22 protein-coding genes are annotated in these 25,656 nt (G+C 70.3%); 6 read left to right on the top strand and 16 right to left on the bottom strand.

Going from position 1 to position 25,656, the window contains the following annotated elements; all coding sequences use genetic code 11:
* The first annotated feature begins 598 nt into the window (after positions 1-598).
* Together ABN611_RS01705 and ABN611_RS01700 are read left to right on the top strand one after the other, a co-directional pair.
* Positions 599-820: a hypothetical protein gene (locus ABN611_RS01705; RefSeq protein ID WP_350277950.1), complete on the top strand. Its 222-nt coding sequence runs from the start codon at positions 599-601 to the stop codon at positions 818-820.
* A gap of 12 nt (positions 821-832) precedes the next feature.
* Positions 833-1,069, top strand: a complete 237-nt coding sequence (locus ABN611_RS01700; protein WP_350277949.1) for a hypothetical protein — start codon at positions 833-835, stop codon at positions 1,067-1,069.
* A 233-nt stretch (positions 1,070-1,302) separates the two neighbouring features.
* Here ABN611_RS01700 and ABN611_RS01695 read toward each other — a convergent pair whose 3' ends face one another.
* Positions 1,303-1,560, bottom strand: a complete 258-nt coding sequence (locus ABN611_RS01695) for a hypothetical protein (RefSeq protein WP_350277948.1) — start codon at positions 1,558-1,560, stop codon at positions 1,303-1,305.
* Between the two features lie 110 nt (positions 1,561-1,670).
* Here ABN611_RS01695 and ABN611_RS01690 point away from each other — a divergent pair, with 110 nt between their 5' ends.
* The 3 genes from ABN611_RS01690 to ABN611_RS01680 are packed head-to-tail and all read left to right on the top strand — an operon-like array spanning position 1,671 to position 5,184.
* Positions 1,671-3,761, top strand: a complete 2,091-nt coding sequence (locus ABN611_RS01690) for a macrolide family glycosyltransferase (RefSeq protein ID WP_350277947.1) — start codon at positions 1,671-1,673, stop codon at positions 3,759-3,761.
* Entirely contained in the window at positions 3,761-4,249 is a 489-nt protein-coding gene (locus ABN611_RS01685; protein ID WP_350277946.1) for a hypothetical protein, read from the top strand. Before ABN611_RS01690 ends, ABN611_RS01685 begins: the two co-directional genes overlap by 1 nt.
* Positions 4,246-5,184, top strand: coding sequence for a hypothetical protein (locus ABN611_RS01680; RefSeq protein ID WP_350277945.1), 939 nt, complete (start codon positions 4,246-4,248; stop codon positions 5,182-5,184). The genes ABN611_RS01685 and ABN611_RS01680 overlap by 4 nt, the downstream gene beginning before the upstream one ends.
* A gap of 1 nt (position 5,185) precedes the next feature.
* Here the strand turns inward: ABN611_RS01680 and ABN611_RS01675 are convergent, their stop codons facing one another.
* From ABN611_RS01675 to ABN611_RS01620, 12 genes are all read right to left on the bottom strand, one after another.
* The gene (locus tag ABN611_RS01675; RefSeq protein ID WP_350277944.1) at positions 5,186-7,066 is read right to left on the bottom strand and encodes a glycerophosphodiester phosphodiesterase family protein; all 1,881 of its coding nucleotides are present in this window, start codon (positions 7,064-7,066) and stop codon (positions 5,186-5,188) included.
* Between the two features lie 58 nt (positions 7,067-7,124).
* Positions 7,125-9,284, bottom strand: coding sequence for a TIM-barrel domain-containing protein (locus ABN611_RS01670; protein ID WP_350277943.1), 2,160 nt, complete (start codon positions 9,282-9,284; stop codon positions 7,125-7,127).
* Positions 9,284-10,420: a glycoside hydrolase family 15 protein gene (locus ABN611_RS01665; protein WP_350277942.1), complete on the bottom strand. Its 1,137-nt coding sequence runs from the start codon at positions 10,418-10,420 to the stop codon at positions 9,284-9,286. The genes ABN611_RS01670 and ABN611_RS01665 overlap by 1 nt, the downstream gene beginning before the upstream one ends.
* Positions 10,417-11,679, bottom strand: a complete 1,263-nt coding sequence (locus ABN611_RS01660; protein ID WP_350277941.1) for a sugar ABC transporter substrate-binding protein — start codon at positions 11,677-11,679, stop codon at positions 10,417-10,419. Before ABN611_RS01660 ends, ABN611_RS01665 begins: the two co-directional genes overlap by 4 nt.
* A gap of 15 nt (positions 11,680-11,694) precedes the next feature.
* Positions 11,695-12,498, bottom strand: a complete 804-nt coding sequence (locus tag ABN611_RS01655; RefSeq protein WP_350277940.1) for a carbohydrate ABC transporter permease — start codon at positions 12,496-12,498, stop codon at positions 11,695-11,697.
* Positions 12,491-13,429, bottom strand: coding sequence for a sugar ABC transporter permease (locus ABN611_RS01650; protein WP_350277939.1), 939 nt, complete (start codon positions 13,427-13,429; stop codon positions 12,491-12,493). The genes ABN611_RS01655 and ABN611_RS01650 overlap by 8 nt, the downstream gene beginning before the upstream one ends.
* Positions 13,426-14,622 (bottom strand): ROK family protein, encoded by a 1,197-nt coding sequence (locus ABN611_RS01645; RefSeq protein ID WP_350277938.1) that lies wholly within the window; start codon positions 14,620-14,622, stop codon positions 13,426-13,428. Before ABN611_RS01645 ends, ABN611_RS01650 begins: the two co-directional genes overlap by 4 nt.
* 76 nt (positions 14,623-14,698) lie before the next feature.
* On the bottom strand, positions 14,699-16,738 hold the full coding sequence (locus ABN611_RS01640) for a ricin-type beta-trefoil lectin domain protein (protein WP_350277937.1): 2,040 nt from the start codon (positions 16,736-16,738) through the stop codon (positions 14,699-14,701).
* 120 nt (positions 16,739-16,858) lie between these two features.
* The gene (locus ABN611_RS01635; protein ID WP_350277936.1) at positions 16,859-18,787 is read right to left on the bottom strand and encodes a sugar-binding domain-containing protein; all 1,929 of its coding nucleotides are present in this window, start codon (positions 18,785-18,787) and stop codon (positions 16,859-16,861) included.
* 12 nt (positions 18,788-18,799) lie between these two features.
* Complete coding sequence (locus ABN611_RS01630) at positions 18,800-19,642, bottom strand: carbohydrate ABC transporter permease (protein WP_350277935.1); 843 nt, start codon at positions 19,640-19,642, stop codon at positions 18,800-18,802.
* Positions 19,639-20,550, bottom strand: a complete 912-nt coding sequence (locus tag ABN611_RS01625) for a sugar ABC transporter permease (RefSeq protein WP_350277934.1) — start codon at positions 20,548-20,550, stop codon at positions 19,639-19,641. The genes ABN611_RS01630 and ABN611_RS01625 overlap by 4 nt, the downstream gene beginning before the upstream one ends.
* Positions 20,551-21,909 (bottom strand): sugar ABC transporter substrate-binding protein, encoded by a 1,359-nt coding sequence (locus tag ABN611_RS01620; RefSeq protein WP_350277933.1) that lies wholly within the window; start codon positions 21,907-21,909, stop codon positions 20,551-20,553.
* Positions 21,910-22,024: 115 nt separating this feature from the next.
* On the opposite strand from ABN611_RS01620, the gene ABN611_RS01615 reads away from it, so the two are divergent.
* Positions 22,025-23,038, top strand: coding sequence for a LacI family DNA-binding transcriptional regulator (locus tag ABN611_RS01615; RefSeq protein ID WP_350277932.1), 1,014 nt, complete (start codon positions 22,025-22,027; stop codon positions 23,036-23,038).
* Here the strand turns inward: ABN611_RS01615 and ABN611_RS01610 are convergent.
* The 3 genes from ABN611_RS01610 to ABN611_RS01600 all read right to left on the bottom strand — a co-directional run bounded on the left by ABN611_RS01610 (position 23,035) and on the right by ABN611_RS01600 (position 25,571).
* Complete coding sequence (locus ABN611_RS01610; RefSeq protein WP_350277931.1) at positions 23,035-24,267, bottom strand: MFS transporter; 1,233 nt, start codon at positions 24,265-24,267, stop codon at positions 23,035-23,037. The two genes, ABN611_RS01615 and ABN611_RS01610, sit on opposite strands and share 4 nt — an antisense overlap.
* An 82-nt stretch (positions 24,268-24,349) precedes the next feature.
* A complete protein-coding gene (locus ABN611_RS01605) occupies positions 24,350-24,904 on the bottom strand; it encodes a sigma-70 family RNA polymerase sigma factor (RefSeq protein WP_350277930.1) in 555 nt (184 codons plus the stop codon).
* A gap of 97 nt (positions 24,905-25,001) precedes the next feature.
* Positions 25,002-25,571: a hypothetical protein gene (locus tag ABN611_RS01600; protein WP_350277929.1), complete on the bottom strand. Its 570-nt coding sequence runs from the start codon at positions 25,569-25,571 to the stop codon at positions 25,002-25,004.
* Positions 25,572-25,656 lie beyond the last annotated feature (85 nt).

Here is a 25,656-nt window from a genome sequence, read left to right as displayed (position 1 = left end):
CGGGTGTGACCGACGCCAGCGGTACGGCCGACGTTGGCGGTTCAGCCGGTTCCGGCGGTGCGGGCGGTGTCGGGGTGCAGGAGGCTCCGGTCTGGCTCGTCCCGGCGTTGCCGCCTACCCGACTACCCGTCGGTGCTGCCTACCCGACGAACCGGCTACCCGCCGGTGCCGGCTACCCCGGCTACCCGCCGGTCCCGGCCGTGCGGCCTACCCCGTCGTAGCCACCCAGTGCGGCCTACCCCGCCGCTGTCCGGCGGTGCGGTTCTGCCCCCTCCGTGCGGTCTGCCTCGACGGTGCGGATGGTGGTGGGGTCGGGGTGTGGTTTGGGTGGGGTGGGGCATACGGGGGTGCGGTGGATGGGGCCGCCGCCTAGGCGTCGGCTCTTCCACTGCTTCTCGTCGTAGTCGTAGTACGTGTCGACGCCACCAACGGTCATGGGGTCCTCCAGTCAGCCCGCGGGGTGCTCCGGCTGCTGACTGTTCAACGCGCCGTGGGTTCAGGATGCCACTTCGGGGCTGTTCCGCACTAGTCCCGTTGTTTTCTTGGGTAGGAGGGCGGCGGCTGGGTACCGGCGGCGTACGAGCTAGTGGAGGTTCTGATGCCCAGCAAGTCCGCGAACGTGAAGAACGAGAAGCAGTACGAGGCCCTGAAAGACAAGGGCATGTCCAAGCAGCGTGCCGCGCGGATCTCGAACGCGTCGAAGTCGAGCGAACACGGCGGCAAGCAGAGCGGGAAGGGCGGCGACAGCAGTCAGGGCGGTACCACCGCCCAGAAGAAGAAGGCCGGCCGCAAGGGCGGCAAGGCCGCGTCGAAGAGCTGACGGGAGATGGTCATGGCGGCCTGTGAGGTGTGTGGGAACGAGTACGACGGTGCCTTCACGGTGACCACACCCGACCGGAAGGAACACACCTTCGACAGCATCGAGTGCGCCGCCCAGGCGATCGCACCCACCTGCGCCCACTGCAACTGCCGAATCCTGGGCCACGGCGTCCAAGCAGACGACACCATCTACTGCTGCGCCAACTGCGCCCGCCAAGCAGGCACTGAAGAAGTCCGCGACCGCGCCTGACCTATCCGACCGCCGCCACCCACGGCGGCGGTCACAGGTCGCGACCCACGGCATCCGCGCCATCTCACCGCCGCCTGACCCCAGCAGCTACCCCGGGGTGGCGCGACCCGTGACCGCGCCTCCGGGACCGGCTCGGGTCATGAGGGGCGAGGGACGCCCGTCGACCAGGAAACGCGCAAACGCGTCTGAGCCCCGCGCGCAGTGCCCTGCCCCGCTGAACACCCATCCCGCGCTCAGCTGTCGGCGCGGTGTTTGCCGTGGGGGTGGAATCGGGCTCGGCGTTCGGCGCCGGATTCTTCGGTTGTGGTGTCGTCGCCGGCTACTCGGCCTACGAACTCGCCGCTGGTGCCGGTGCCGGTGGTGGTTGGCGTGCCGTTGTCCGGGTCGCCGCCGGTTGCTCTTGTCATCGCGGTGCTGGTGTCGGCGGGGGCGTCGGACTCGTTCACCTTGTGCGACAGCCGCCACCGCTGGAACCGCTCCCAGATCGACATCAGGTCCTCCGTCCCTCGCCAAGACTCTCCGGTACCCCGGCACCAAACGCCGTCACAAATCTGCGGAGTGCCCGGTCCTTTCAGGTGAGAGGGCAGCAGGGAGGTGAGTGGTGGAAGGTTTGGCGGGGTTGCCGCGGCCGGTGGCTGCGGTGCTGGGTGGCGGCGGGGTGCTTGGTGCGGCCCATGTGGGTGTTGGGCATGCGCTGGAGCGGCGCGGGTTCGTGCCGGATCTGATTGTCGGTACGTCGGTCGGCGCGCTGACCGGAGCCATCGCCGCCGCGCACCCGGAGTCGGCCGCGGAGTGGCTGGACGACGTGTGGGTCCACCTGCGGCGCCGGGAGGTCTTCCCGCTCGGGTACCTGTCGTCGCGCGCCAGCCTGTTCTCGGATCGCGGCCTGCCCCGGCTGATCGCGCGCGCCGAGCTGCCCAGCCGGATCGAGGAGCTGGCGGTCCCGTTCACCGCGGTCGCGATGGACCTCGCGAGCGGCGCGGAGGTGCGCCTCGACCACGGGGATCTCGAATCCGCACTGCTGGCGAGCTCCGCCATCCCGGGCGCCCTGCCGCCGGTCGTCAGGGACGAGCGGACCCTCGTCGACGGCGGCCTGATCGCCTACGTACCCATCCGCGCAGCTCAAGCGGCAGGCGCGGCCAGCGTCCTCGTACTCTCCACCGGGCCCGCGAGTTGGCCGTTGCCCCCGGTCACCCCACGCCAGCGCGCCGGCGCGATCGCCTCAAGGGCCGCCGTCCTGCAGGTGCACCACCAGGTCGAGTGCGACCTGCACGCCGTTGCCCAGTACCTCCCGACCGTCGTACTCCCGACCGGTGTCGACAAATGGCCTGCCCCCTTGGGACTTCGGGCACTCGCGGCGGCTGATCTCCAGCGCGACCGTCGCGGCCGAGCGCTTCCTCGACGACCTGTACGTCGACGGCCCCGGCCTGTACCGAGTCAACCCCGACGCCGAGACCTCGCCTGCCCGTGTCCAGACAGGAACCAGCCCATGAGCACGATCGCCTTCCTCAACATCGCCATGCACGGCCGGGTCAATCCGACGCTCCCGATCGTCGCCGAGCTGGTCCGCCGCGGCCACCGGGTCAGCTATCACACCTCGCCCGCCTTCGCCGCCGAGGTCGAGCGTGCGGGCGCCACGGTACGGCTGTACGCCGGCGGCGACCAGCCGTTGCCCGATCCACCGACGCCCGTCGCGTTGCTGGCTGGACTAGCCCGCACCGCCGTACAGGTGCTTCCGGCCGCGCTCGACGAGCTGCGGGGACTGAAGCCGGACCTGATCGTCCACGACTCGGCCTGCTTGTGGGGCGCGATCGCCGCCCGGGAACTCGGCGTGCCGGCTGCGTCGTCGTTCACCACGTTCGCCTTCAACAGGTACGTCCCCAGCCCGACCGCGGTCTCGACAAGCCTCCTGCAGTCCGCCGCGAGAAGTCCCGGAATCGTCGCGGGATACCTCCAGGCGCGCCGCGAACTCCGTCGGCGCTACGACACCAAGGGCCTGCCGTTGGTTGACCTCGGCAACCTTCGGCAGCCGCTCAATCTCGTCTACACCTCCCGGCGGTTCCAGCCCGGCGCCAACGAGCTCACCCCGGCGTACCGTTTCGTCGGTCCCAGCATCGGCGCCCGCCCGCCGGATCCGTCGTTCCCGCTCGGCAGCCTCCGGAACCCGGTGCTGTACGTGTCACTGGGCACCGTGTTCAAGGCCGATCCGCAGCTCCTGCACCGCTTCGCGACCGCGCTCGCCCCGCTGGGCGGCACCGTGGTCGTCGCCACCGGCCAGACCGATCCGGCCGCGCTCGCGCCGCTGCCCCGCAACGTCCTCCTGTGCAGCTCGGTCCCACAACCCGAGGTGCTCGCGCGAGCCTCGCTGTTCGTCACTCACGGCGGCATGAACAGCGTCAACGAGGCGATGTACGCCGGCGTGCCGCTGCTCGTCGTACCGCAAGGCGCCGACCAGCCGCTGGTGGCCTCCCGGATCGTCGAGCTCGGCGCCGGTTTGTCGATCCGCACCGAAGAGGTCACCGAGACGGCTGTACGCACGCTCGCGCAAAGGCTCCTCGACGAGTCCAGGTTCGCCGACGCCGCGGCCGTACTGCGAACCGCCCAACGCGAAGCAGGCGGCTACGAGCGGGCCGCCGACGAGCTCGAGCAGTACTTGCAGACCGGATCGCAGACCCAGCTGAGGCCGGGCTGATGTCGGCCGTCATGGTGCTGGTCCTGATCGCCGGGTTGTCCGAGGCAACAGGACGGGTGCTGCCGCTCGTGTCCCGTCGTCCAGGGATGTCGCGGCCGGTCGTCGTCGGGCTACTGCTCAGCGGAACTCTCGTCGAGGCCGCGGTCATCGCGTTCTGGCCGCGGGTCGCGTGGGCCGTGGCCGAGCTGGTGGCGTCCGGTCCGACACCCGATGCCACGGGGCCGGCGTGGACACCGGCGTTGGTCGCACCACTGGTCCTTGCGGGCGTCTTGTCGTTCCCGTGGCTCGGGCCGTTGCTGCACCTGGTGCTCCTGGTCGCGGTCGGCGCCGGCCTCACCGGACCGCTGGCGACGGCGAGCGGGCTCGGCTGGGCAGTGGCGGCGGGCTGCGTGACCGTGGCCGCGCTCGGTCTCGCCTGTGCCGTGGACGTCGTACGGCGTCTCGTCGCACGGCTGCTGGCGATCGGGGTAGTGGAGGCGGGCGCGTGAACAGTCTGCTGTTCTGGCTCGGTGGGCTCGGTGTCGCCCTGATCGTCGAAGGGCTGCTCGCCCGGTACGAGGTCCTCGCGTACAGCGTCGGCTGGCGGGTGCCGAACACCGAGCTGCCGGACGGCCTGCCGTACGCGCGCGGTGCCGCGCCCGATCGGCCGCCGACGGCGTACCTGGTGTACCTCGACGGCATCGGGAAGCGGCAGTTCCGGGACACCCGGGACGGCGGGCAGCTCGTCCAGGCGGTGCTCGCGAAGGCGCCGGAGCTGCGGGTGCTGGGGCAGGTCCAGCCGTACTCGCCGCTGGCCGATCCGCTCGCCGATCGGCCGGTGTGGGCGTGGCTGCGGCGCCGGGCGGGGCTGTTGTTGTTCCTGCACAACGTCATGCAGACGTTCGTCGCGGCCGATCGGCGGTACCGGCCGCTGTACAACCGTGCCGTCGGCAACCAGATCGTCGTACAGCTCCGGCTGGCCGGGTACCGGGCGGGCAGCGGGATCCCGGTCGTGCTGCTGAGCTACAGCGGGGGAGCGCAGGTCTCGACCGGCGCGGTCGACGAGCTCGAGCGGCAGTTGCGGGCGCCGGTGCTGCTGATCATGCTCGGCGGATTTCACAACGGCGCCAACGACCTGGCGCGGGTCGAGCATGTCTATCAGCTGACGAGCACGAGTGACCGGATCGAGCGGTTCGGGACCTGGATCTTCCCGCAGCGCTGGCGGCTGTTCCGGCGCAGCGGCTGGAACCGCGCGGTGCGCGCGGGGAAGGTCACGGTCCGGTTGCTCGATCCGGCCACTCACGTCGGCCCCCGGAGCTACATCAGCCCGACGGCGGTGTTACCCGACGGCCGCACCCACCTCGACCGCACCACCGACACCGTCGTCGAACTCATCCGGGCTTCGTACCGCACGATCGCGGCGCGGGAGACCGAGGCGATGTGAGTTACTGCGAGGTGAGGGCGTTGGCTTCGGCGACGATCTGCCGGCGCCGGTCGGCCGTGAGACCTTGAGCGGCCGAGGTGTTCGCGTAGGTGGCAAGCGCCCGGTACTCGCGCCGGCCGAGCAGCGTGGTGAGGGTGGACACGGTCGACGGGCGGGCGCCCGAGGTGAGGATCAGGTCGGCCAGCCCGGTCGGCGTGGCCACGATCTCGAACCGTGACTCGGTGACCGCGCCGGCTACCTCGGCCCGGAGGACGTGCTCGCCGGCGGTCAGCGTGGTCGCGTCCAGCGTCGCGCCGTTCGCGATCGGCGTACCGTCCAGCATGATCGTCACCGGCTCCGCCGAGTTGTTGCCGACGGCCACCTTCGCCCGCTGGGCCCGGTCGATCCGCTGGCCCGCGGCCGGGCTGAGGACGGTGGCCCGCGGCGCGGTCCGTTGCAGGTACGCCGCGTTCCAGCCGTAGAGCTCAGCGGGCCGGTTGGTGATGATGCCGTCGACGCCGGCCTTCTCCAGGCTGTTCCAGCGGTTCGCGTCGTCGACGGTCCACACGTTGACCGCCACCCCGGCGTCGTGCAGCGCGCTCACGATGCCCGGCCGGGTCTGGAAGGCCGCGTCCGACGGGTTGTACGCGGACAGCCCGAGGTCCTTGGCGATCGCGACCGGGTCCGGGTCGAGCGTGCTGCGGAGCAGGCCCAGCGGCAGCTCCGGAGCCAGCTCGGCGACCCAGCGCAGGTGCTGCGGCTCGAAGCTCTGCACGAAGACCCGGCTCGCCATTCCGCGGTCGCGGATCTCGGCGACGATCCGCGCGACCGAGTCCCGGGTGTGCGCGCCCTTGACCTCCAGCAGCAGGTTCCCGCCGCGGGTCCGGAGCCCGTCGAGCTGCTGCCCGAGCGTCGGCACCCGCTGCCCGGTGAACGCGGGCGCGAACCACGACCCGGCATCCAGCGCGGAGACCTGGGCGAGCGTGAGGTCGCGGATCGCGCCGGTGCCGTCGGTGGTCCGGTCCACGGTGGTGTCGTGCAGGATCACCGGTACGCCGTCCTTCGTCGGCTGGACGTCGTTCTCGATCCACTCGGCCCTGGCCCGGCGCGCCACCTCGTCGGACGCCGCGGTGTTCTCGGGCGCGGCGGCGGACCCACCGCGGTGCGCCCAGACGCGCAGCGGCGCACCGCGGCCGCGGATGAACGACTCCTTACCGAGCGGCGTCACCTTGAGGTTGTCGAACGACACGGTGGAGCCGTTCACGACCAGCCCCTGCACACCCGCCGTACTGCGGCTGACCATCGTGGTGCGGAGCGCCTCGCGGCCCTCGACGTACCAGGTGGCGCGGGTGCCGCGGACCTCGACGGCGAGGTCGACGTCCTTGCCGACGCCCACCGCAACGGGTGCCGCAGCGGTGTCGGTGACGTTCCAGGTGTTCGCCACGGTGCGCTGGGCGAACTCGAGCCCGTTGGCCGCGGTCGACCCGTTCCGCAGCGTCGCGATCGACCACGGCACCGCACCGCTCGGCGCGAGGTCGAGCCCGAAGGCCACCCAGCGGCCGGCGTCGAGGGCCGAGTCGAAGCGCAGCCGGCTCTCGATCCGGAAGTCGGTCAGGGGCGAGCCGAACGTGATGCGGCTCTGCTGGCCGGAGGAGGTGGAGCTGCCGACCAGGCGGCCGCCCTGCACCTTCCAGGTCCCTTCCACCGGGGTCCAGCCGGCCGGCAGCGCCGAGCCGTCGAAGGTCTCGTCGACGGTCGGCGCGGCAGCGGCGGCGACGGTGGTGCCATCGAGGACGGAACGGTCGGCGGCCTCCGCACCGGCAGGGGCGATCAGTGCGGTCATGGTGGCCCCTGTCACGAGCGTGGCGAGGACAGCACGGGGACGGCGTGTCGTCAGGTTCATGACGACCGACCGTAGAAAGGCCACCCGAACGGGACCGGAGCGAGCAATGAACGGCACGTTACCGGTGTGGTGCTCCTTCGGTGAGGGTCCACCGCGGGATCCGCGTGTAGACAGGGATGACGTCGATCGGCACGTCCCGGGTGACCAGGCCGTTCGGGACAGAAGCGCCGGTCCAGGCGTCGTACCAGGTGCCTTCGGGCAGGTACGTCGTCCACGTGCTCGCGCCCGGCTCCAGCACCGGGTTGACGAGGAGGTCGTCGCCGAGGAAGTACTGGTGCGGGTGGTTCCAGATCTCCGGATCGTCCGCGTGGTCGAAGAACAGCGGCCGCAGCAGCGGGCGGTCGGTGGCGATCGCCTTCGCGGCCTCCGCGGCCAGGTAGGGCACGAGCTTCTCCCGCAGTACGGCGTACGCACGGAAGACCGGTACGACGCGCTCGTCGCCGGTGGTCTCCGCGACGTGCCACGGGGTGCGGTCGCGGAGCGGGAGCTGATGGTGGTTGAACTCCGAGTGGTACTGCATGATCGGCAGGAACGTCGACGCCGCGGTGGCCCGTAGGTACAGCTCCGCGTCCGGCACCGGACCCGAGAAGCCGGCCAGGTCCCAGCCCCAGTACACGATGCCGCACGAGGCCGCGGTCAGCCCGGCCGTGATCGACGACCGGAAGGCCTCCCAGGTCGAGTCCTCGTCACCCGCCCAGAAGATCCCGTGCGCCTGCGAGCCGGTGAAGCCCGCGCGCGAGAACGTCACCGGCGCCTTCCCCGCGGACCGCAGCAGATCACCGAAGGCTCGCGCGTAGTGCACCGGGAACAGATTGTTGCCCTCGTCGCCCCGGCGGCCGTCGGCGTACCGGAGGTCGTGACCCCACGCGTGCTCGCCGCCGTCGGTCTTGAATCCGTCGACGTCGAAGTCCTCGACCAGGTACCGCCGCTTCTCGGTCCACCAGTCGCGGGTGCGCTGCACGGACAGGTCCGGCATCAGCGCCTGCGGGAACCACCAGCCGCGGTTGTGGTACGCCGTACCGTCCGCCTCGAGCACCGCGTGCCCCTCGCGCACCATCGCGTCGGCGTCCGCGGCGACCTGCCCGGCGCTGAACTCGCTCTTCTGCAACGGGATCTGCCACAGGATCACCTTGATCCCGCGGGCGTGCAGCTCGTCGATCATCGCCCGCGGCGCCGGCCAGGCGCCGTCGGCCGGGTACGTGAAGTCGGACGCCTTGTGGGCACTGCCGTCGGGCGTGACGTCGTACTGCGCGTCGCGCCAGATCGTGATGCCCTCCTCGTCGCTCCAGGCCTCGATCACGACCGTGCCGACGGGGATGTCCAGGTCGCGATGCGCGTCCATCCGCGCCATCACCAGCTCCTGGGTGTTCCATTCGTTGCCCGAGGCCCACAACCGGAACACCCAGTCCGGCAGCTCCTCCGCCCGTCCGACCTCGTCGAGGAACGCGGTCAGCACCTCGGTCGGCGAGCCCTCGTAGACACCCAGGTCGACCACCGGTTCGTCGCCCAAGGCAACTTCGACCGTCAGCGCCTGCTCGTCCGAGGAGAACCAGGTACGCCGGGACGTCCGGACGTGGAACCCCCAGCTGCCGTTCGCGCCGACCACGTGCGCGAACGGCATCGGGAGGTACGTCCGCCCGTGGACACCCTGCGCCTTGTACTGCTCGAACACCACGGCGTCGAGGTGCTTCCCGCGCTGGTCCAGCGCGTCGTACCGCTCCCCGAACCCGACCAGATGATCGCCCGCGCTCAGCGGCAACCGGAACCGCGCCCGGTGCACGCCCGCCGCCGACACCAGCCACTCGACGTCCCGCACCCGGCCTTCGCCGCCCCGGACCTCGCCGCCCTCGGCGACCCACGCCGCCGGCGCGACCTCGAACCACTCGGTGGTCTCGTGGCCCGCGCGGAAGCGGTAGCGCACCGGCTCTGTGATCGGCGGGGTCACCACCGTCCACCCGTCGTCGGAGCCCAGCGACTTCGCCTGCGCCTCGCTGAGGTGCCCTTCGCCGCCGGCCAGCGCCGCCGCATCGGCCGCGGCCGTCGTCGCGGGCGCCAACTCGAGGGTCTTCGTACCCCATTCACACACGACCGACGTGGCACCGGGCGGGGCGATGACGCCCAGCCGGACCGGTTCGCCGACCAGCGGCAGGACCGGGACACGCTGGTCGGGGGAGTTGGCGTACGGGTGCTCGATGCCATGCGGGCGATGCGTGATCATCAGACCTTCTTCTCGAGGATGCCGAGCTCGTCGGCCAGGATCAGGTACATGCCGTGGGACCACAGCAGGGGAGTGGCGACGGTGCCCCAGCGCTCGATCCACTCGTCGCGCGATCCGGGGTGCAGCAGGTGGTGGGGTACCTGCTCGGGCAGGTCGCCGTCCGGTGTCGCCTGCTCGGCGATCCAGCGCAGGTACCGCCAGGCGCCGTCGGTGTCCCCGGCGGCGGCCAGGTTCCAGCCGAGCAACGCGGACAGCAGGATCCACTGCCCGCCGCCGTAGAACACGTCGGCAGTGAACCGGTGGACGCCGCCGTCGACGTCCAGGTCCCGTTGCACGGCGGCGAGCGTCGCCGTACCGACCTCGCCCGACACCAGCCCGAACGGTACGACGCAGGCCGGCAACGAGCCGTCCACCGCCGTCGACCCGAGCCACTTGGTCAGATGCCCGTCCAGCATGCCTTCGGACGAAACGAGCGAACGGATGCCAGCGGCAACTTCCAGTACGTCGACCGACGTGTACGGCGCGATCGCGACCAGCCCGCCGTATATCGCGCCGAGGGTGGACACGTGCCGTTCCTCGACATGCTCCTCCCACCAGTCGTAGCAGGGCCGGTCCCAGAACGCGACCAGGTAGTCGACCGCGACGTCGATCCCGCCCCGCCACCGCTCGACGTCGAGGCCGTGCCGGTCCGCGTGCGTGACGACCGACCACAGCCACATGCCGTAGCCGTCGGTCTGGAAGTCCCACCACGGATCGGAACCGTCCGCGCCGTCGAACGTGAACCGGGTCGGCAACATCGCGGCGTCCGGCGGCCGCTCACCCCGGGCGACGGCCGCGCACAGCTCGTCTACCTGAGCCCGTCGCTTCTGCAGGATCCGGTCGGCCCAGTCGTGGAACCGGTCGGCCGACGCGACGTCGCCGTACCGCGAGATGCCTTCCGCGGTGAAGGATCCGTCGCGCAGCCAGGCATACCCCTTGTACGCCGAGAACGTCGGCGCGGCCGGGTACGCGCCGCCAGGATCCTGATGCCGGGTGATGACCGCGTGGCTGTACTCCGCCAGCGCACGCAGTCGACCGACCTTTCCCCCCGCCCCCGAGCGAAGCGAGGGGGCGGGTTCTTCTGTTCTTTTCTTCACTTCTTCAGCAGCCCGTTCACCTTGGATTGTGCGTCGGCGAGCGCCTTCTCGACGGTCTTGCGGCCGGCCGCGGCGGACGTCAGCTCCTGGGTGACCGCGTCCTGCATCTCCTGCTGCCGTTCGATGACCGGCGGCAGCACCGGCTGCTCCAGCGCGGTGAACACGGCCTCGCGGTTCGCCGGCTTCGGCTGGTCGAGGTACGGCTTGAGCTTGGACTCGTCGGCGACCGGCGGCAGCTCCCACGAGGACGCGAGCCGGATCTTGGTCGTCTCGTCCGACGACGCCAGGAACGTGATCCACTTCTGCGCGGCCGCGACGTTCTTCGACGCTGCGTTCACCACGAGCCCGTTCGCGAACATCGCCGACGCCTTCGCCGTGTTCCCCGGCTCGACCACCACGTCCCACTCGAACTTCGCGTCGGCCAGCGCCGAGAACATCCAGATCCCGGTGTGCCACATCGCGAGCTTCCCGGACTTGAACAGCTTCGAGTCGAAGTCCGGCGTCCCGGCGCCGTCGGCCTCGGTCGGCATCGTCTTGCCGACCTTGCCGATCAGGAAGTTCGCGGCCTCGACACCCTGCGGCGAATTGAACGTCGCCTCGGTCCGGTCCGCGTTCAGGAACTCGCCGCCGTTCTGCGCGAGCACCTTGTAGAACTCGTTGTACGACACCGGCTGGTAGTCGCCCCAGGTCTTCGTCGCCTTGTTGGTCAGCTTGGCGGCCGCGGCCTGCTCGTCCTTCCAAGTCCAATCCGCCGTCGGCTCGGCCACGCCGGCCTGCTTGAACAGCGTCTTGTTGTAGAACAGCACGACGTTCGAGAACGACTCCGGTACGCCGAACTGCTTGCCGTCGGCGTTGAACGCGTCGTACAGCGTCTTCTTGTAGACCGAGGGGTCGACGTTCTGCAGCTCGGCCAGCGAGCCGTTCTTCGCGTACGTCACGAAGTTCTCGTAGTTGAGCTCGAACGCGTCAGCCGCCGTACCGCCCGCGACCGCGGTCTGCAGCTTGGTGAAGTAGTCGGCGTACGGCACGGTCTCGACCTGGACGGTGATGTCCGGGTTGGCCGCCTGGAACGCGTTCACGATCGCGGTCAGGTCCTTCTCGTGGCCGTCGTTGGCCGAGAAGTTCATGTACCGCACGACCGCCTTACCGTCCGGCGCGGCGGCCTCCTTGGTCGCGGAGCCCTGCCCGCAGGCGGTCAGCGCGAGCGCCCCGGCCAGACCGGCGGCGGCGTACCTGAATAGACGCGTGGGTAGACGCATGGTGGAAGTCCCCTCCTACTTGATGCCGGTGTGTGCGACACCGGCGATGATGTGGCGCTGCGCGAGCAGGTAGACGATGGCGATCGGGACGATCGAGACGACCGAGCCGGCCATCACGACGTCCCACTGGGTGGTGAACTGGCCCTGCAGCGTGGACAGCCCGAGCGGCAGCGTCATGAACTCCGGCGACCGGATCACCACCAGCGGCCAGAGGAAGCTGTTCCAGCTGCCCATGAACGCGAACACCGCGACGGTCGCCAGCGCGGGCCGGATCAGCGGCAGCACGATCGTGGTGAAGATCCGCAGGTGCCCGGCGCCGTCGATGGTGGCCGCCTCGTCGAGCTCGGTCGGTACGGCGGTCACGGCCTGCCGGAGCAGGAACACCCCGAACGCGGACGCGATCGTCGGCGCCAGCAGGGCGAAGTACGTGTCCTGCAGGTTCAGCGTCTTCATCTCGATGAACAGCGGTACGACGAGCACCTGCAGCGGCACCATCAGCGTCGCCAGGTAGCAGCCGAAGATCACGTTCTTCAACGGGAACTGCAGCCGCGCGAAGCCGTACGCCGCCATCGCGCCGGTGATCAGCTGGAAGACGGTCGAGGCGAGCGCGATCAGCAGCGAGTTGACCAGGATCCGCCAGATCGGCATCGCGTCCAGCAGCGTGCGGTAGGCGTCGAGCGTCGGGTTGTCGACGATCAGTGTCGGGCCGTCGGCCAGCGATCCTTCGGGTGTGATCGACGTGATCACCGTCCAGAGGAACGGGAACAGCATGATCGCCGCGCCCACCAGAACGGCGGCGTACAGCGCGAACCTACGCATAGTGCACCCACTTCCGCTGGCCGCGGATCTGCACCACCGTGATCACGAGGATGACCGCGAACAGGATCCAGGACAGCGCCGACGCCTCACCGGCCCGGCCGTACCGGAAGGTCAGGTCGTAGATCTGCCCGACGACGACCTGGCTGGCTCCGGACGGGCCGCCTCCGGTCATCACGTACACCTGGTCGAAGACCTGGAAGCCGTTGATCAGCGAGATCACCACGACGAAGAACGTCGACGGCGACAGCAGCGGCAGCGTGATCCGCCAGAACCGCTGCCAGGCGCTCGCGCCGTCCACCAGCGCGGCCTCGTAGACGTCCGACGGGATCGCCTGCAGCCCGGCGAGCAGGATTACCATCACGAACCCGAGGTCCTTCCAGGCCGAGGACAGGATCACCGCCGGCAGCGCCCACTGCGGATCGGTCCACCAGCCGGGCGTCGGCAGCCCGACCGCGCCGAGGACCTGGTTGACCAGGCCGTTCGCGGGGTTGAGCAGCCACTTCCAGACCAGCGCGACGACGACCCAGCTGGTCACGACCGGCAGGAAGTACGTCGCCCGCAGGAACGCGCGGCCCTTCAGCTTCTGGTTGAGCACGAGCGCCAGGCCGAGACCACCGGCGTACACCAGCGGCAGGTAGCCGGCGACGTAGATCAGCGTGTGCAGGAAGACGCGGCGCGTCATCGGGTCGGTGAGCAGGTTGGCGTAGTTGTCCAGCCCGACCCACTCCATCGGGGAGATCAGGTTCCACTTGTGCAGGCTGACCCACAGCGACGACACCATCGGCACGAGCGTGAACAGCGTCAACGGGATCGCGCTCGGCAGCAGGAAGAACAGCACCCACCCGAGCTTCTTCCAGCTCGTCGTACGGCGTTTCGCGGCCGGCTGCTGCGACTGCCGGGGCTTCGGCCGGGCGAGCGTCGACGTACTCACGACGCCCCCAGCTTGGCGCGGACCATCCGGCTCTGCTCGCCGCCGTTCCCCGCGTCGAACGGCGCCGCCAGCACCAGCGACGCGGCTCCGCGCGCCCACTGGTCCTCCGTCCACGGCTCGACCACCACGGGCACGTCCTTGCGGGCCGGCAGCAACGACCGCCGGAACGACGGCTCGAACCCGGGCTGCCAGAACTCCCAGCCGTCGACTCCTTCACCCAGCAGTACGACGACCTCCGGGTCGACCGTGTGGATGATCCCGGCCAGCGCCCGGCCGAGCAGGTCGCCCGCGTCCGCGTAGACGGCGCGGGCCGCCTCGTCGCCGTTGGTTGCAGCGCGCAACAGAGCGGTGGCGGTGCCGCGGGCGCCGAGCGCGCCACGACTGCGCGCCGTACGGACCAGGCCGTCGGCGCCGATGTAGGCCTCCAGGCAACCGGTGGAGCCGCACGTGCACGGCGGCTGGTCGGTGCCCGCGGCCCAGACGGGGATGTGGCCGATCTCGCCGGCGCCGCCGTTCGCGCCGCGGTAGATGCCGCCGTCGACGACGATCCCGCAGCCGATGCCGCGACCGATGGTGACCACCAGGTACGACGAGTGCTCGCGGCCGATGCCGTACAGCCGCTCGGCGGCGGCCAGCGTGTTCACGTCGTTGTCGACGAGCACCGGCGTACCGACGGCCTGGCGCAGGATCGGGCCGACCTTGGCGGCGCGCCAGCCGAGAGTCGGCGCGTCGACGATCCCGGACGCCTGCGAGTCGACCGCACCGGGTACGCCGACACCGACGCCGAGCAGGTTGTCGTCGAGGCCCGCGACTTCCGCGGTCAGGATCCGGCCCAGGCGGTCGAGCGCGTCCGCCGCACCCGGGTCGAACGGGTGCGAGACGGACGCGCGCACGGTGCCGTCCAGTTCGGCCGTGACGACGGCGACGTGGTCCGCGGTGACCTTCGCGCCGAGCGCGACGCCGGCCCGGCTGACCAGCCCGAGCAGGCGCGCGGGCCGGCCGCCGTTCGACGGGACGGATTCGAGTTCTTCGACGATGCCGCGGGCGATCAGGTCCTTCGTGACCTGCGTGACCGTCGCCGGGCTCAGGCCGAGCCGCCGCGCGATCGCCGTCCGCGCCGTCGGCCCCCCGGTGCCGAGCAACGCCACGATGCTCGACGGCACCACGTCACCCCGCGAGCTCTGACCGCTCACAACCGCCTCCGGACTTACTTCGGCACTAAATTTAGAGACAAATTAAGTGCCGCGCGTCCGGACTGTCAAGAGGTGCCTAGACCGGGACCCTCCACTTCTGCGGGTCGAGGCCGTTGCAGTCGTAGATCTGCAGGTCGGTCCCGTCGGCGGTCGCGCCGCCGGGGCTGTCCAGGCAGCGACCGGACTGCGGGTTCAGCAACGCTCCGTTGGGTTGTGGTTGCCAGAGCTGCCCGCCGGCGGTCCCGCAGTCCCAGAGCTGGACCTTGGTGAAGTTCGCCGTACCGTTGCCGACGATGTCCAGGCACTTGCCGAAGGCGCGGATCCGGCCGTCGGGGGAGACCGTCCACTGCTGGCCGGGGACGCCGTTGCAGGTCCACAGCTGGACGAGGTTCCCGGACGTCGGGGTGTTGGTGTCGACGTCGACACACTTGCCGGCCGCGGCCGGTCCGGTGATCGGGCCGGTCGGGAACCCGGGCAGGTTCCACTTCTGCGGGTCGAGACCGTTGCAATCGTAGATCTGCAGGTCGGTGCCATCCGCCGTCGCGCCGCCGGGGCTGTCGAGGCAGCGGCCGGACTGGGGGTTGCGGAGCGAGCCGTTCGCCTGGGGGCGCCATTGTTGTCCGCCGGCGGGTCCGCAGTCCCAGAGCTGGACCTTGGTGAAGTTCGCCGTGCCGTTGCCGACGATGTCCAGGCACTTGCCGAACGCGCGGATGGTGCCGTCGGCCATCATCGTCCACTGCTGGCCGGGGACGGCACCGCAGGTCCAGAGTTGTACGGCGTTGCCGCTGACCGCGGTGTTGTGGTCGACGTCGAGGCACTTGCCCGCCGCGGCCGGTCCGGTGATCGCGCCGGTCGGGCCGCCGACGACTCCGATCCCGAAGCGCACCTGGCACTGGTTCCCGGTCCCGAGCCAGGTCGCCGCCAGGTAGAGGAACGACGTACCGTTGCTCGACGGGACGATCGGCGAGCTGTAGCCGGGGCAGCTCGGCACGCCGGCGCCGTACCCGCCTGTGGGGTTGACGTTGACGGGCGCCTCCAGCTCGGTCCAGGTCCCGGCACCGAGCGAGGTGTTTGCCAACAGCACCGATCCGGACTCGGCCATCACAGCCTTGTTGCCGGTCGGCCCGGTGACCACGCGCTGGCCGGAGAGCAGCAGGGTGCCGTTCGGACCGCCGCCGGGGATCCAGGCGACGTACGGCGTGTGCAGCAGGTGCCGGCCGTCGTTCGTCTGGGCGAGGGTGCCGGGGCTGTTCGTCGGCGCCCAGTTGAGTCCGTCCGGGCTGGTCTTGACGTACACCTCGCAGGCGTGGTCGGCGTTGGTCGCGTCGCGGCACAGCTCGTACGTCATCAGGAACTGGCCGTTCGGCAACGGCGTGATGATCGACATCCCCGGGCGGGCGAGGTTGTCGGCGGGGAACGCGATGTCGGTCGTGATGCTCGAGCTCCAGGTCACGCCGCCGTTGGTCGAGGTGTAGTGGCCGATGATCTGGTTGTTGGTCGGCGAGCCGGCCGGCCGCTCGTCGGAGATGAAGCAGGCGAGCGTGTTGTTCGGCGCGAGCAGGAACCACGGCTCCCAGATCCCGTGACCGATGGTGTTCGGCTGCCCGCTGGTCTGGGTGCAGGTGGAGACGTACTTCCAGCTGGCGCCGCGGTCGGTGCTCTTGAAGACCTCGACCTTCTGCGCGGTGAAGTTGCCCTCGTCCCAGGCCGTCCCGGAGGCGAGCAGGTCGCCGGCGTTCAGGCCGTTAGCGGTCCGGGGGACCTCGTAGATCACCGGCGCGCCGAGATCCCAGCCCGGTGTGTTCGAGGTGATCGTGCTGATCGGGCTCGCGCCGAACGTGGCTCCGCCGTCGGTACTGCGGAACACCGGGAAGTTGCTCGGCCCGGATTCGTTGCGCCGGGCAAAGGTCGCGAGCACGGTCCGGCCGCCGTTGCCGTCGTGGTCGAGCCGGATCGCCCGCGGGTAGCTGGCGTCGGCGGTCGGGAAGGTGGACAGGTTCGGGCTGTAGAGCACGTTGCCCGGTGGGGCCGCCATCGCTGGTGCGGTGGCCGGCGTCGACACCAGGGCTGCTGCGAGCAGGCCCGCAGCAGCCAGCAGTCGGGTGACGGTGGACATGATCCTCCTCTGACATAGGGCGGTTGAGTCGAGCGAAGGTTCTTCCCCGAGCGCCGGGGCCGGAGCCCCGGCGAGTTCAGTCGGTGCCGGTCGAGTTGCCGGTCGAGTTGCCGGTCGAGTTCAGTCGGCGAGGTCGACGGCGGTGCGGGCGACCACGGCGCCGGCCGCGTCGGTGGCCCAGAGCAGCAGGCGACCGGCAGTGGCCGGCAAGGTCAGTTCGATCGCGTCCGTGACCGCGAACGGCTTGGCGTCGACCGGCGCGGTACCGGACGCGTCACCGAGCGACCAGTGCAGGGTCCCGAGCAGTGGATCCCGTCCGTGGTGGGAGACGCGGACCGGTACGACGATCGATCGGCCGGTCGGCACCACCAGATCGCGACCTGGTCGGTCCGGCGTCACGTCGACGATCAGCACGGTCTCGGCGTGGACGTCGGACGGCACCACACCGCCGAGGTCCTTGGTACGCCGGTCGTACGTGTAGACGCCGACCGTCTCGTGCTCGATGTCGTACAGCTCCGTGTAGATGTAGCCGGCGTTCCGCGGGTGCCGACGCAGCTCCTGGGTCTGCCACCGCAGGTGCCAGCCACGCTCCACGCTCGTCGACCCGCCGCCGTACTCTCCGTTCAGCTGCACCTTGTCGGTGCCGTCGAACCCGGGCGCGGCGATCGCTTTCTCGGCCACGAACTCCGGCCCGAGCCGCACCGGGAAGCGTCCGTCGGCGGTGTTGATCAGCCGGTCGACGATGGCGGCCCACGACCCGACGTTCTCGTCGTAGTAGTGCCAGTCGACCAGGTCGGTCTCGACGTGCGCCCAGCCCGAGTTGTCGACGACCGGCCGCGTCGGATCCGCGTCCCGGATGATCCGGTAGGCACGCCGTACGGCGTCCTGCTTCGCGGGATCGCCCGGGACGTCCCAGTCCAGGCCCCACTCCTCGTTGTAGCCGCCCCAGATCACGATGCTCGGATGGCTGCCGTCGCGCGCGACCATCCCGGCCGTGACGTCCTCGAACGCGGCGACGGCCTCCGGCGTGAAACGTCCCGTCGACGGCGGCTCGGCCCAGACCAGCATCCCGAGCCGGTCGGCCCAGTACAGCCAGCGCGGATCCTCCAGCTTGATGTGTTTCCGTACCAGGTTGAACCCCGCGGCCCGCGCCAGCTCCAGGTCCCGCCGCAGTGCCTCGTCGCTCGGCGCCGTGTGCCCGCCCGTCGGCCAGAACCCCTGGTCGAGCACACCCCGCACGTACGTCGGTACGCCGTTCACCGCGAGCGTGCCGCCGTGCCACTCGACCTTGCGCAGGCCGGTGTAGCCGCGGACCGTGTCCTCGCCTGCTGTCACGACGACGTCGTAGACATGCGGATCGTCGACGCTCCACAAGCGCGGCTGGGGAATCGGCACCGTCGCCGTCCCTGGCCAGTCGTCGTACTCCTGGACCGCGACGCCCGGGATCTCGATCCGCACCGGCGACGGCCCGGTGAGGGTGACCTCGATGCCGTCCAGCGCGTCGGTCGGTCGCAGGTCGAGCCGCGAGATGTACGCCGCCGGTCGCGGCTCGAGCCACACCGTCTGCCAGATGCCGCTCGACGGGGTGAACGCGCAGCCGTCGTAGTCGTCGGCCGGCAGGCTGCGCTGCTTCCCGTGCGGGATGAACCGCTTGTCGGTCGGGGCGTCCACCCGTACGACGAGCTCGCCGCTGCCGGTTGCGTCGAGGAGGTCGGTGATGTCCGCCTCGAACGGCAGGTAGCCGCCGTCGTGCTCGACCGCGAGGTCGCCGTTCACCCAGACGGTCGCGTGGTGGTGGACGGCACCGAAGTGCAGGATCGTCCGCTCGCCGGCCCAATCCTCCGGTCGCTGGAGCTGCCGCCGGTACCAGGCGGTCGGCAGCCAGTGAGCGCTGACACCTGAGTCGGGGTGCTCCCAGGGGAACGGGACGACGATGGTCTCGGTGAAGCGATCGGCTTTCCGGGCGAACTCCCACTCGCCGTTGAGGTTGACCCAGCGCTCCGAGCGATCGAAGTGCGGACGTGGGTATTCGGGTCTTGGTGTGTTCACAGTTGTTCCCTTTCAGCCCTTCAGGCTGCCGGCCATGACGCCCTTGATCAGGTGCCGTTGGAGGACGACGAAGACGATCAGCACCGGGATCGCGGCCACGGTGCTTGCCGCGAGCAACTGACCCCAGACGCTGGTCCAGTCGGCGCCGAGCTGACCCGAGCGGATGTTCTGCGCGAGTGCCGCGAGCATCACCTGCAGGGTCTGGTGCTGCTCGTCGTTCACCGCCACCACCGGCCAGACGAAGTCGTTGTAGATGTTGATGAAGGTCAGTACGCCGAGCGCCGCCAGCCCCGGCCGGATCACCGGGACCACGATGCTCGTGAAGATCCGCAGCTCGCCGGCGCCGTCGACGCGCGCGGCGTCCAGCAGTTCGTCCGGGATCGCCATGATCACCTGGCGCATCCAGAACACCCCGAACGCGTCGATCGCCCCCGGCAGGATCAGCGCCTGGAACGTGCTCACCCAGCCGAGCTGGCTCATCTCCAGCAGCAGCGGGATCAGCAGTACGAGCGTCGGCAGCATCAGTGTGGTCAGCACGGTCGCGAACAGCAGCCGCTTGCCCGGGAAGGCGTACTTCGCGAACGCGAACCCCGCCATCGGGCAGAACACCATCGTCAGCGCGCCCTTGACCAGCACGACGATCGCGGTGTTCCGGAAGCCGGTGCCGATCGGGATCGTCTCGAGCATCGAGCGGAAGTTGGTCAGCGTCAGCTGGCCGGGGTCGAAGCTGAACGGGCTCGCGATGATCGCGCCGCCGGGTTTGAGCGACGAGACCATCATCCAGAGCAGCGGCGCCAGGCTGACGACGCCGGCCACCGTGAGCAGGCCGTAGCGTGCGGCGGCTCCGAGCTTCATGAGTCCTCCCTCGACCGCAGCAGCCGGATCGACGCCAGCGACAACGCCAGCACCATCAGCACGAGCAGCATCGAGTTCGCCGCGCCGAGCCCGAGGTCGGAGTTGGTGATGTGCTTGTAGAGGTACAGCCCGGCCGTCCGGGTCGCGTTGAACGGTCCGCCGCCGGTCACGACGTACGGCTCCGCGAACAGCTGGAACACGGTGAGCGTGCCGATCACGACGACGAAGCTCAGCGTCCGCGTCACCAGCGGCACGGTGATCGACCAGAACTGGTGCCAGGCGCTCGCGCCGTCGATCCGCGCCGCCTCGTACACCTCCGTGGGGATTGTCGACAATCCGGCCATCAACAAGATCACGGCGTACCCCGTCGTTCGCCACAGCACGAGCAGCGCGACGGCCACCTTCGCCCCGGCGGCGGTGGTCAGCCAGCCGATTGTCGGCAATCCGATCGACGACAAGCCGTGGTTGACCGCGCCGAAGTCCTGGTCGAACAGGATGATCCACACCTGTGCCATCGCCACCAGCGGCGTCACGAACGGCGCGATCAGCGCGGCACTGAACAGCCCGCGGAACCTTGCCTTCCGCAACGCCACCGCGATCGTCAAGGCGACCAGCACCTGCGCCGGGACGACCAGCAGCCACAGCACACCCGAGGTCGCCATCGACTGCCAGAAGTCCGGGCTGGTCAACAGGTACCGGTAGTTCGCGAACCCGATGATCTCCAGCGCGCCGGCGCCGTGCCAGTTGGTGAAGCTCAGCTGCAGCGCGAAGAAGATCGGGTACGCATTGAACGCCGCGAACACCAGCACGAACGGCGCGACGAACAGGTACGGCGCAGCCTTGACCCGCGGCCGCCGGGTCCGCTGGGCGGACCGCCGGGTCGTGGCTGCCTCGGTGAGGGTCGCCATTCAGTTGGGTCCCATCAGGTTCTTCTGGATCTGGGACGCGGACGTCTTCAGCACCTCGTCGGGGCTCATCCGGCCGGCCAGCATCTTCTGCACGTTCACGCCGAAGTAGTCGACGGCCTTCCCCCACCAGGTGGGAATCGTGTAGCCGCCCGGCACCTGCTTGCCCGCCTCGACCGCGACCTTCCACAGGTCCTGACCGCCGAGCGCGTCGATCGTCTCGAACAGCGGGGCGGCCGGGTCGAGCGCCGGCAGGTACGACGGGATCGAGGTGTTCAGCCCGCGCGGGTACACGTCGTTCTTCCCGTAGACCGCGGTGTACCCCTCCTTGCTGAACACGAGGTGCTCGTACAGCCGCCAGGCCAGCTCGGGGTTCTTCGCCTTCGCCGGGATGACAAACGACGACCCGCCCATCACACCGGCCCGCGCACCGCCGGCCTCCCAGGCGGGCAGCGCGGTCGCCCGCCACTTCCCCTTGCTTGCCTTCAGCAACTGCTGCGGCGCGAACACGAACCACTGCGCCCACGGCACGAACACCTGGGTGCCGTTGTCCTGGGTCTGCAGATCGGTCGGCTGGGTGTACTTCGCCAGCGTGCCGAGCCCCTGCGCGCGGACCGTGTCCAGCCAGGTCAGCGTCTTGCGGTACGGGTCGGAGTCGAGCGCGAGCTTGCCGTCGGCGCCGACCATCGCGCCGCCCTGCTGGTTCGCGAACATGTCGATCCACAGTTGCGCGAGGAACTGGTCGTTCTCGAGGTGGATCGGCTTCGCGGCGGGGAACTTGTCCCGCACGGTCCGCGCGGCGCCGAGCAGGTCGTCGTACGTCGCCAGCTTCGTGGGATCGACGCCCGCCTGGGTGACGATGTCCTCGCGGTAGAAGAGCAGGCCCGGGTCGAGGTCCCACGGCACCGCGACGACCTTGCCGTCGACGGTCACCACGCCGAGCTTGTACGGCGCGATGTCGGGCTTGTACTGCTCGATCAGCTGGCTGAGGTCGTGCAGGTGCGGCGCGACGCCGGTCAGCAGCGCGTCGTCGTAGAACGCGCCGTCGGGCACGCCGGCGCCGCTGATCAGGGTCGCCGGGAGCTTCGCGTTGATGTCGACGGCCACGTGGTTCACCTTTACCTGCGGGTACTTCGCGGTGAACGACGCGATGGCCTTGTCGAAGACCTTGTACAGGTCGCCGGTGCGGTCCCAGATGGTGAGCTCGCCGGACGGTGGCTTGGTCGCGCTGCTGCTCGGCAGCGGATCGGCGCCGGTGGTGTTGCCGGGGGCGCAGGCGCCGAGGCCGCCGGCCACCAGGGCGGCGCCCGCACCCCGGAACAGGGTGCGGCGCGAGAGCGGATGAGAAAGCGGTGTGGTCATGTCGCGGTCCTTCATGACTTTGCTGAGCTTGCAACGTTGCAAGTTGTGGACGAGACGCTAGACTTGCAACGTTGCAAGTGTCAAGACTTCAGGCTTCCCCGAAACGAGGTGCACAGTGGCCGCCACCCTGCGCGAAGTCGCTCAGCGGGCCGGCGTCTCGGTCCGGACGGTGTCCAACGTCGTGAACGACTTCCCGCAGGTCGCGCCCGAGACCCGGGCCCGCGTGCAGCGCGCGCTCGACGAGCTCGGCTACCAGCCGAACGCGGTCGCCCGGACCCTGCGCAACGGCCGGTCGGGGCTGATCGCGCTGGTGCTGCCCGAGCTCGACGTGCCGTACTTCGCCGAGCTGACCAGGGCGGTCATCGAGCAGGCGGCGGCCGCCGGGTACACGGTCGTGGTCGACCAGACCGACGGCGACCCGGTCCGCGAGCGCGAGCTGGTGATGCGCGGCAACCGGGCCGCCATGTTCGACGGGCTGATCTTCAACCCGCTGGCGCTGGGTGGTGCCGACCTGCGGAACCGGTCGTCCTCGACGCCGGTGGTGTTGCTCGGTGAGCGCGTCGTCGAGGGCGGGCTCGACCACATCATGATCGACAACGTCGGCGCCGCCGAGCTCGCCACCCGGCACCTGGTCGAGCTCGGCCGGCAGCGGGTCGCGGCGATCGGCGACCAGTTCGACGAGACCCGGCAGACCGGTCAGCTCCGGACGCAGGGCTTCCGGGCCGCGCTGCGGGCGGCCGGTCGCGAGGTGGTCCCGGAGCTCGTCCGCCCGACCGAGTTCTTCCACCGCTCCGACGGCGCGGCCGCGATGGCGGACCTGCTCGCCCTTCCGGAGCCGCCCGACGCGGTCTTCTGCTACAACGACCTGCTCGCGCTCGGCGCGCTGCGCACCATCCTCAGCCGGGGCCTGCGGGTGCCCGAGGACATCGCGCTGGTCGGCTTCGACGACATCGAGGACGGCCGCTACAGCACTCCGAGCCTCACCACGATCAGCCCCGACAAGACCCAGATTGCGAAGAACGCCGTACAACTGCTGCTGAACCGCCTGGACGGCGACCGCTCCGCGCCCGCGGAGCTCCCCGCGGACTACACCCTCGAGATCCGCGAGAGCACGACCGGTCGCAGTTAGTCGCGGACCGGAGCTGCGTGGCACTGGTGCTTCGCGAGGATCTCCCGGCGCCGGGCCGACGGTGGGCAGAAGAACGCGGCGACGCCTCCGACGACTGCGGCCGCCAGTAACGTCCGGGTATAGCCGAGCGTGTGGATGGCTGATCCGGCGAGGGCCGGTCCGGTGATGGTGCCGAGGGTCAGCGCAGTGCTGACGGCCGCGAGCCCGGCCGAGGGCCGTCGGGCGAAGACCTGCGCGCTCCAGATGCCTTGGCTCGCGACGACGGCGTTGTAGGCAACGCCGAACAGCAGTGCGGCCAGCAGTACGAGCACCAGCTGACTGGTGCCGAGGGCAACGAGCGCGAGGGCAGCCGCGAGCAGCGCGCACGACGCCAGGTAGCTGTTCCGCAGGCCGATCCGGTTGACCACCGAACCGCTCCACGAGGCAACGATCGCCGCGACACCGCAGACGGCGTACGCGAACCGGGCCTGCCCGGCGGACAGTCCCGCGGCGCGGAGCGCCTCGACGCTGAACGTCCACCACACCGCGCTTCCGGCGCCGATCAGCACCGACGACAACAGCAGCGGCCGCGACTTCGGGCAGACGAACCACGTCCAGCTCAGCTGCGGCAACCGGGCGCGTCCTTCGTGCCGTACCTTCGCCGGCGCGAGCGCTGTCGCGACGATTCCCGCGGCGACGGCGAGGACGACGAACGTCAGCCACGCGAGGCGCCACTCGTCGCCGAGTCCGACCGCCACCGGCCCGGCCACCGCGACGCCCCGGCCGGTGCCCGAGCTGATGATCGACCACGCCAGCGGCCGCCGCGACGGCGGCGCCTCCTGGTCGACGATGTCGGCGTACGGCGGGAGCGCGAAGCCGGCGGCCGCGCCGGCCACGACGACGCCGACGGCCGCCTCCGCGGGACCGCGCGCCGAGGCGACCATCGTCATCCCGGCCGCGGCGAGCCCCGCGGCGAGCGCGATCGGCCACCGCGGCCCGAGCCGCACGGTCAGCCAGATGACCGCGAGGTTCGTGACCAGGTACGACGCGTACGCGCCCGACGCGATCAGGCCCGCGGTGTGGGAGCTGATGCCGACTTCCGACTGCATCTCCGGCAGCAGGAGCCCGTACCCGTACCGCGCCAGCCCGAAGGTGACCGCGATGAGCGCGGCGCCGGGCACGACGAGCCGCAGGAACGACCCGACCTGCTGCCCCGGAGCCGCTGACAAGGTCCCGCGATCGGCACGCACTCGCCACCCGGTGCCCCGTAGATCGCTCACCAATCTTCAGCCGGCCGGCCGCCTTCCGGATCGGGAGGCGGCCGGCGCGGGGTCAGGCGGCGAGCAGGTCCGCCAGTGCGGTGCGCGCCCGGGCTACGCGGGAGCGGATGGTGCCGATCGGGCAGCCTAGGTGCGCTGCGGTCTGGGCGTACGGGACGCCGGCCAGTTGGGTGAGGACGAACACCTCGCGGCGGTCGCCGGGCAACGTGTCGAGCAGTTCGGCGAGTGCGATGCCGTCGTCGAAGCCCGGAAGGTTCCGCGGCTGGGACTGCTCGGCGGCGAGTTGCCAGTCGTACCGCGAGATGCGCGGACGGGATGCCTTGTACCGCAGGTCGTCGGCGACGGTCCGCCGGGCGATCGACAGCAGCCACGTCCGTGCCGACGACCGCCCCTCGAAGCGGGGCAGGCTTTTCAGGGCCCGCAGGAACGTTTCCTGCGTGAGGTCGTCGACCGAGTGCGCGTCACCACTCAGATGCGCGACGTACCGCCGTACGTCGAGATGCAGGGCACGGACGAAGCGATCGAGCGCGTCGAGGTCGCCGGCGCGGGCGGCCAGGGCCAACTGTGTCGAGGTTTCGTCCGGGTCGTAGAGCTGGGCAGATGCCATGACAATGAGTCCTTCGGAAAGTCCAAAGTCCGGCGGGCGCGGAAGCGCCGCCGGCGAGCGGAAGGGCCATGCCGCGAGGGCATGGTGGTTCGTGCTGTCAGGCGACAGCGATTCCGCGGGGTGGACCTCTGGAGACGATGCTGTGGACCAGCAGCGGGTCACGAAGGAGCCTGGGGGAGTACGTCGGACGCGCGGCAGGCCGATGTGCCGTCAGCAGCGGCATCGAGATCAGGCGTAGCGGCAGCAGGATCCGGACCACGACCGCACGCAGGACGGCGAACGCGGCCCGCTCGCCGTACGCCAGCCACAGGCCGCACAGCAGCGCGGCCAGCGTGTGGGCGGCGAGCATGCCGACTGACGACGTACCGGTCAGCTGATGGCCGTCGTGGCCGCCGTGGGTCGGTGCCGGGCCCATCGACTGGGCGAGCGTGAACACCGTGTGCAGTCCTGCCTGGGTCACCAGCGTGCCGCCGACGACGAAAAGTACGCCGCGTTCCCGGTCGGCCACGATCCACGCGACCGCGCCGATCCACCCGAAGGCCATCGGCAGCGCCCACCACGGGAGCGCCGCCTCCGACATCAGCACGTGCCCCAGGGCGGCGAGCAGCACGGACGTGGCCGCGTACAGCGCGGCCCGCGCGACTCGGAATCCCCAGGTCTGCTCCATGGCCGAACCATCGTCGCATTCCGCCGGTGACGGCCGTCGCCGACCACCCCCGGCTTCTGTGGGTCACACCACAACCGGGAACTGA

Source organism: Kribbella sp. HUAS MG21, assembly GCF_040254265.1.
Classification (GTDB): domain Bacteria; phylum Actinomycetota; class Actinomycetes; order Propionibacteriales; family Kribbellaceae; genus Kribbella.
The sequence above is the reverse complement of the archived record's forward strand: the minus strand, read 5'-3'. Positions and strand labels throughout refer to the sequence as shown.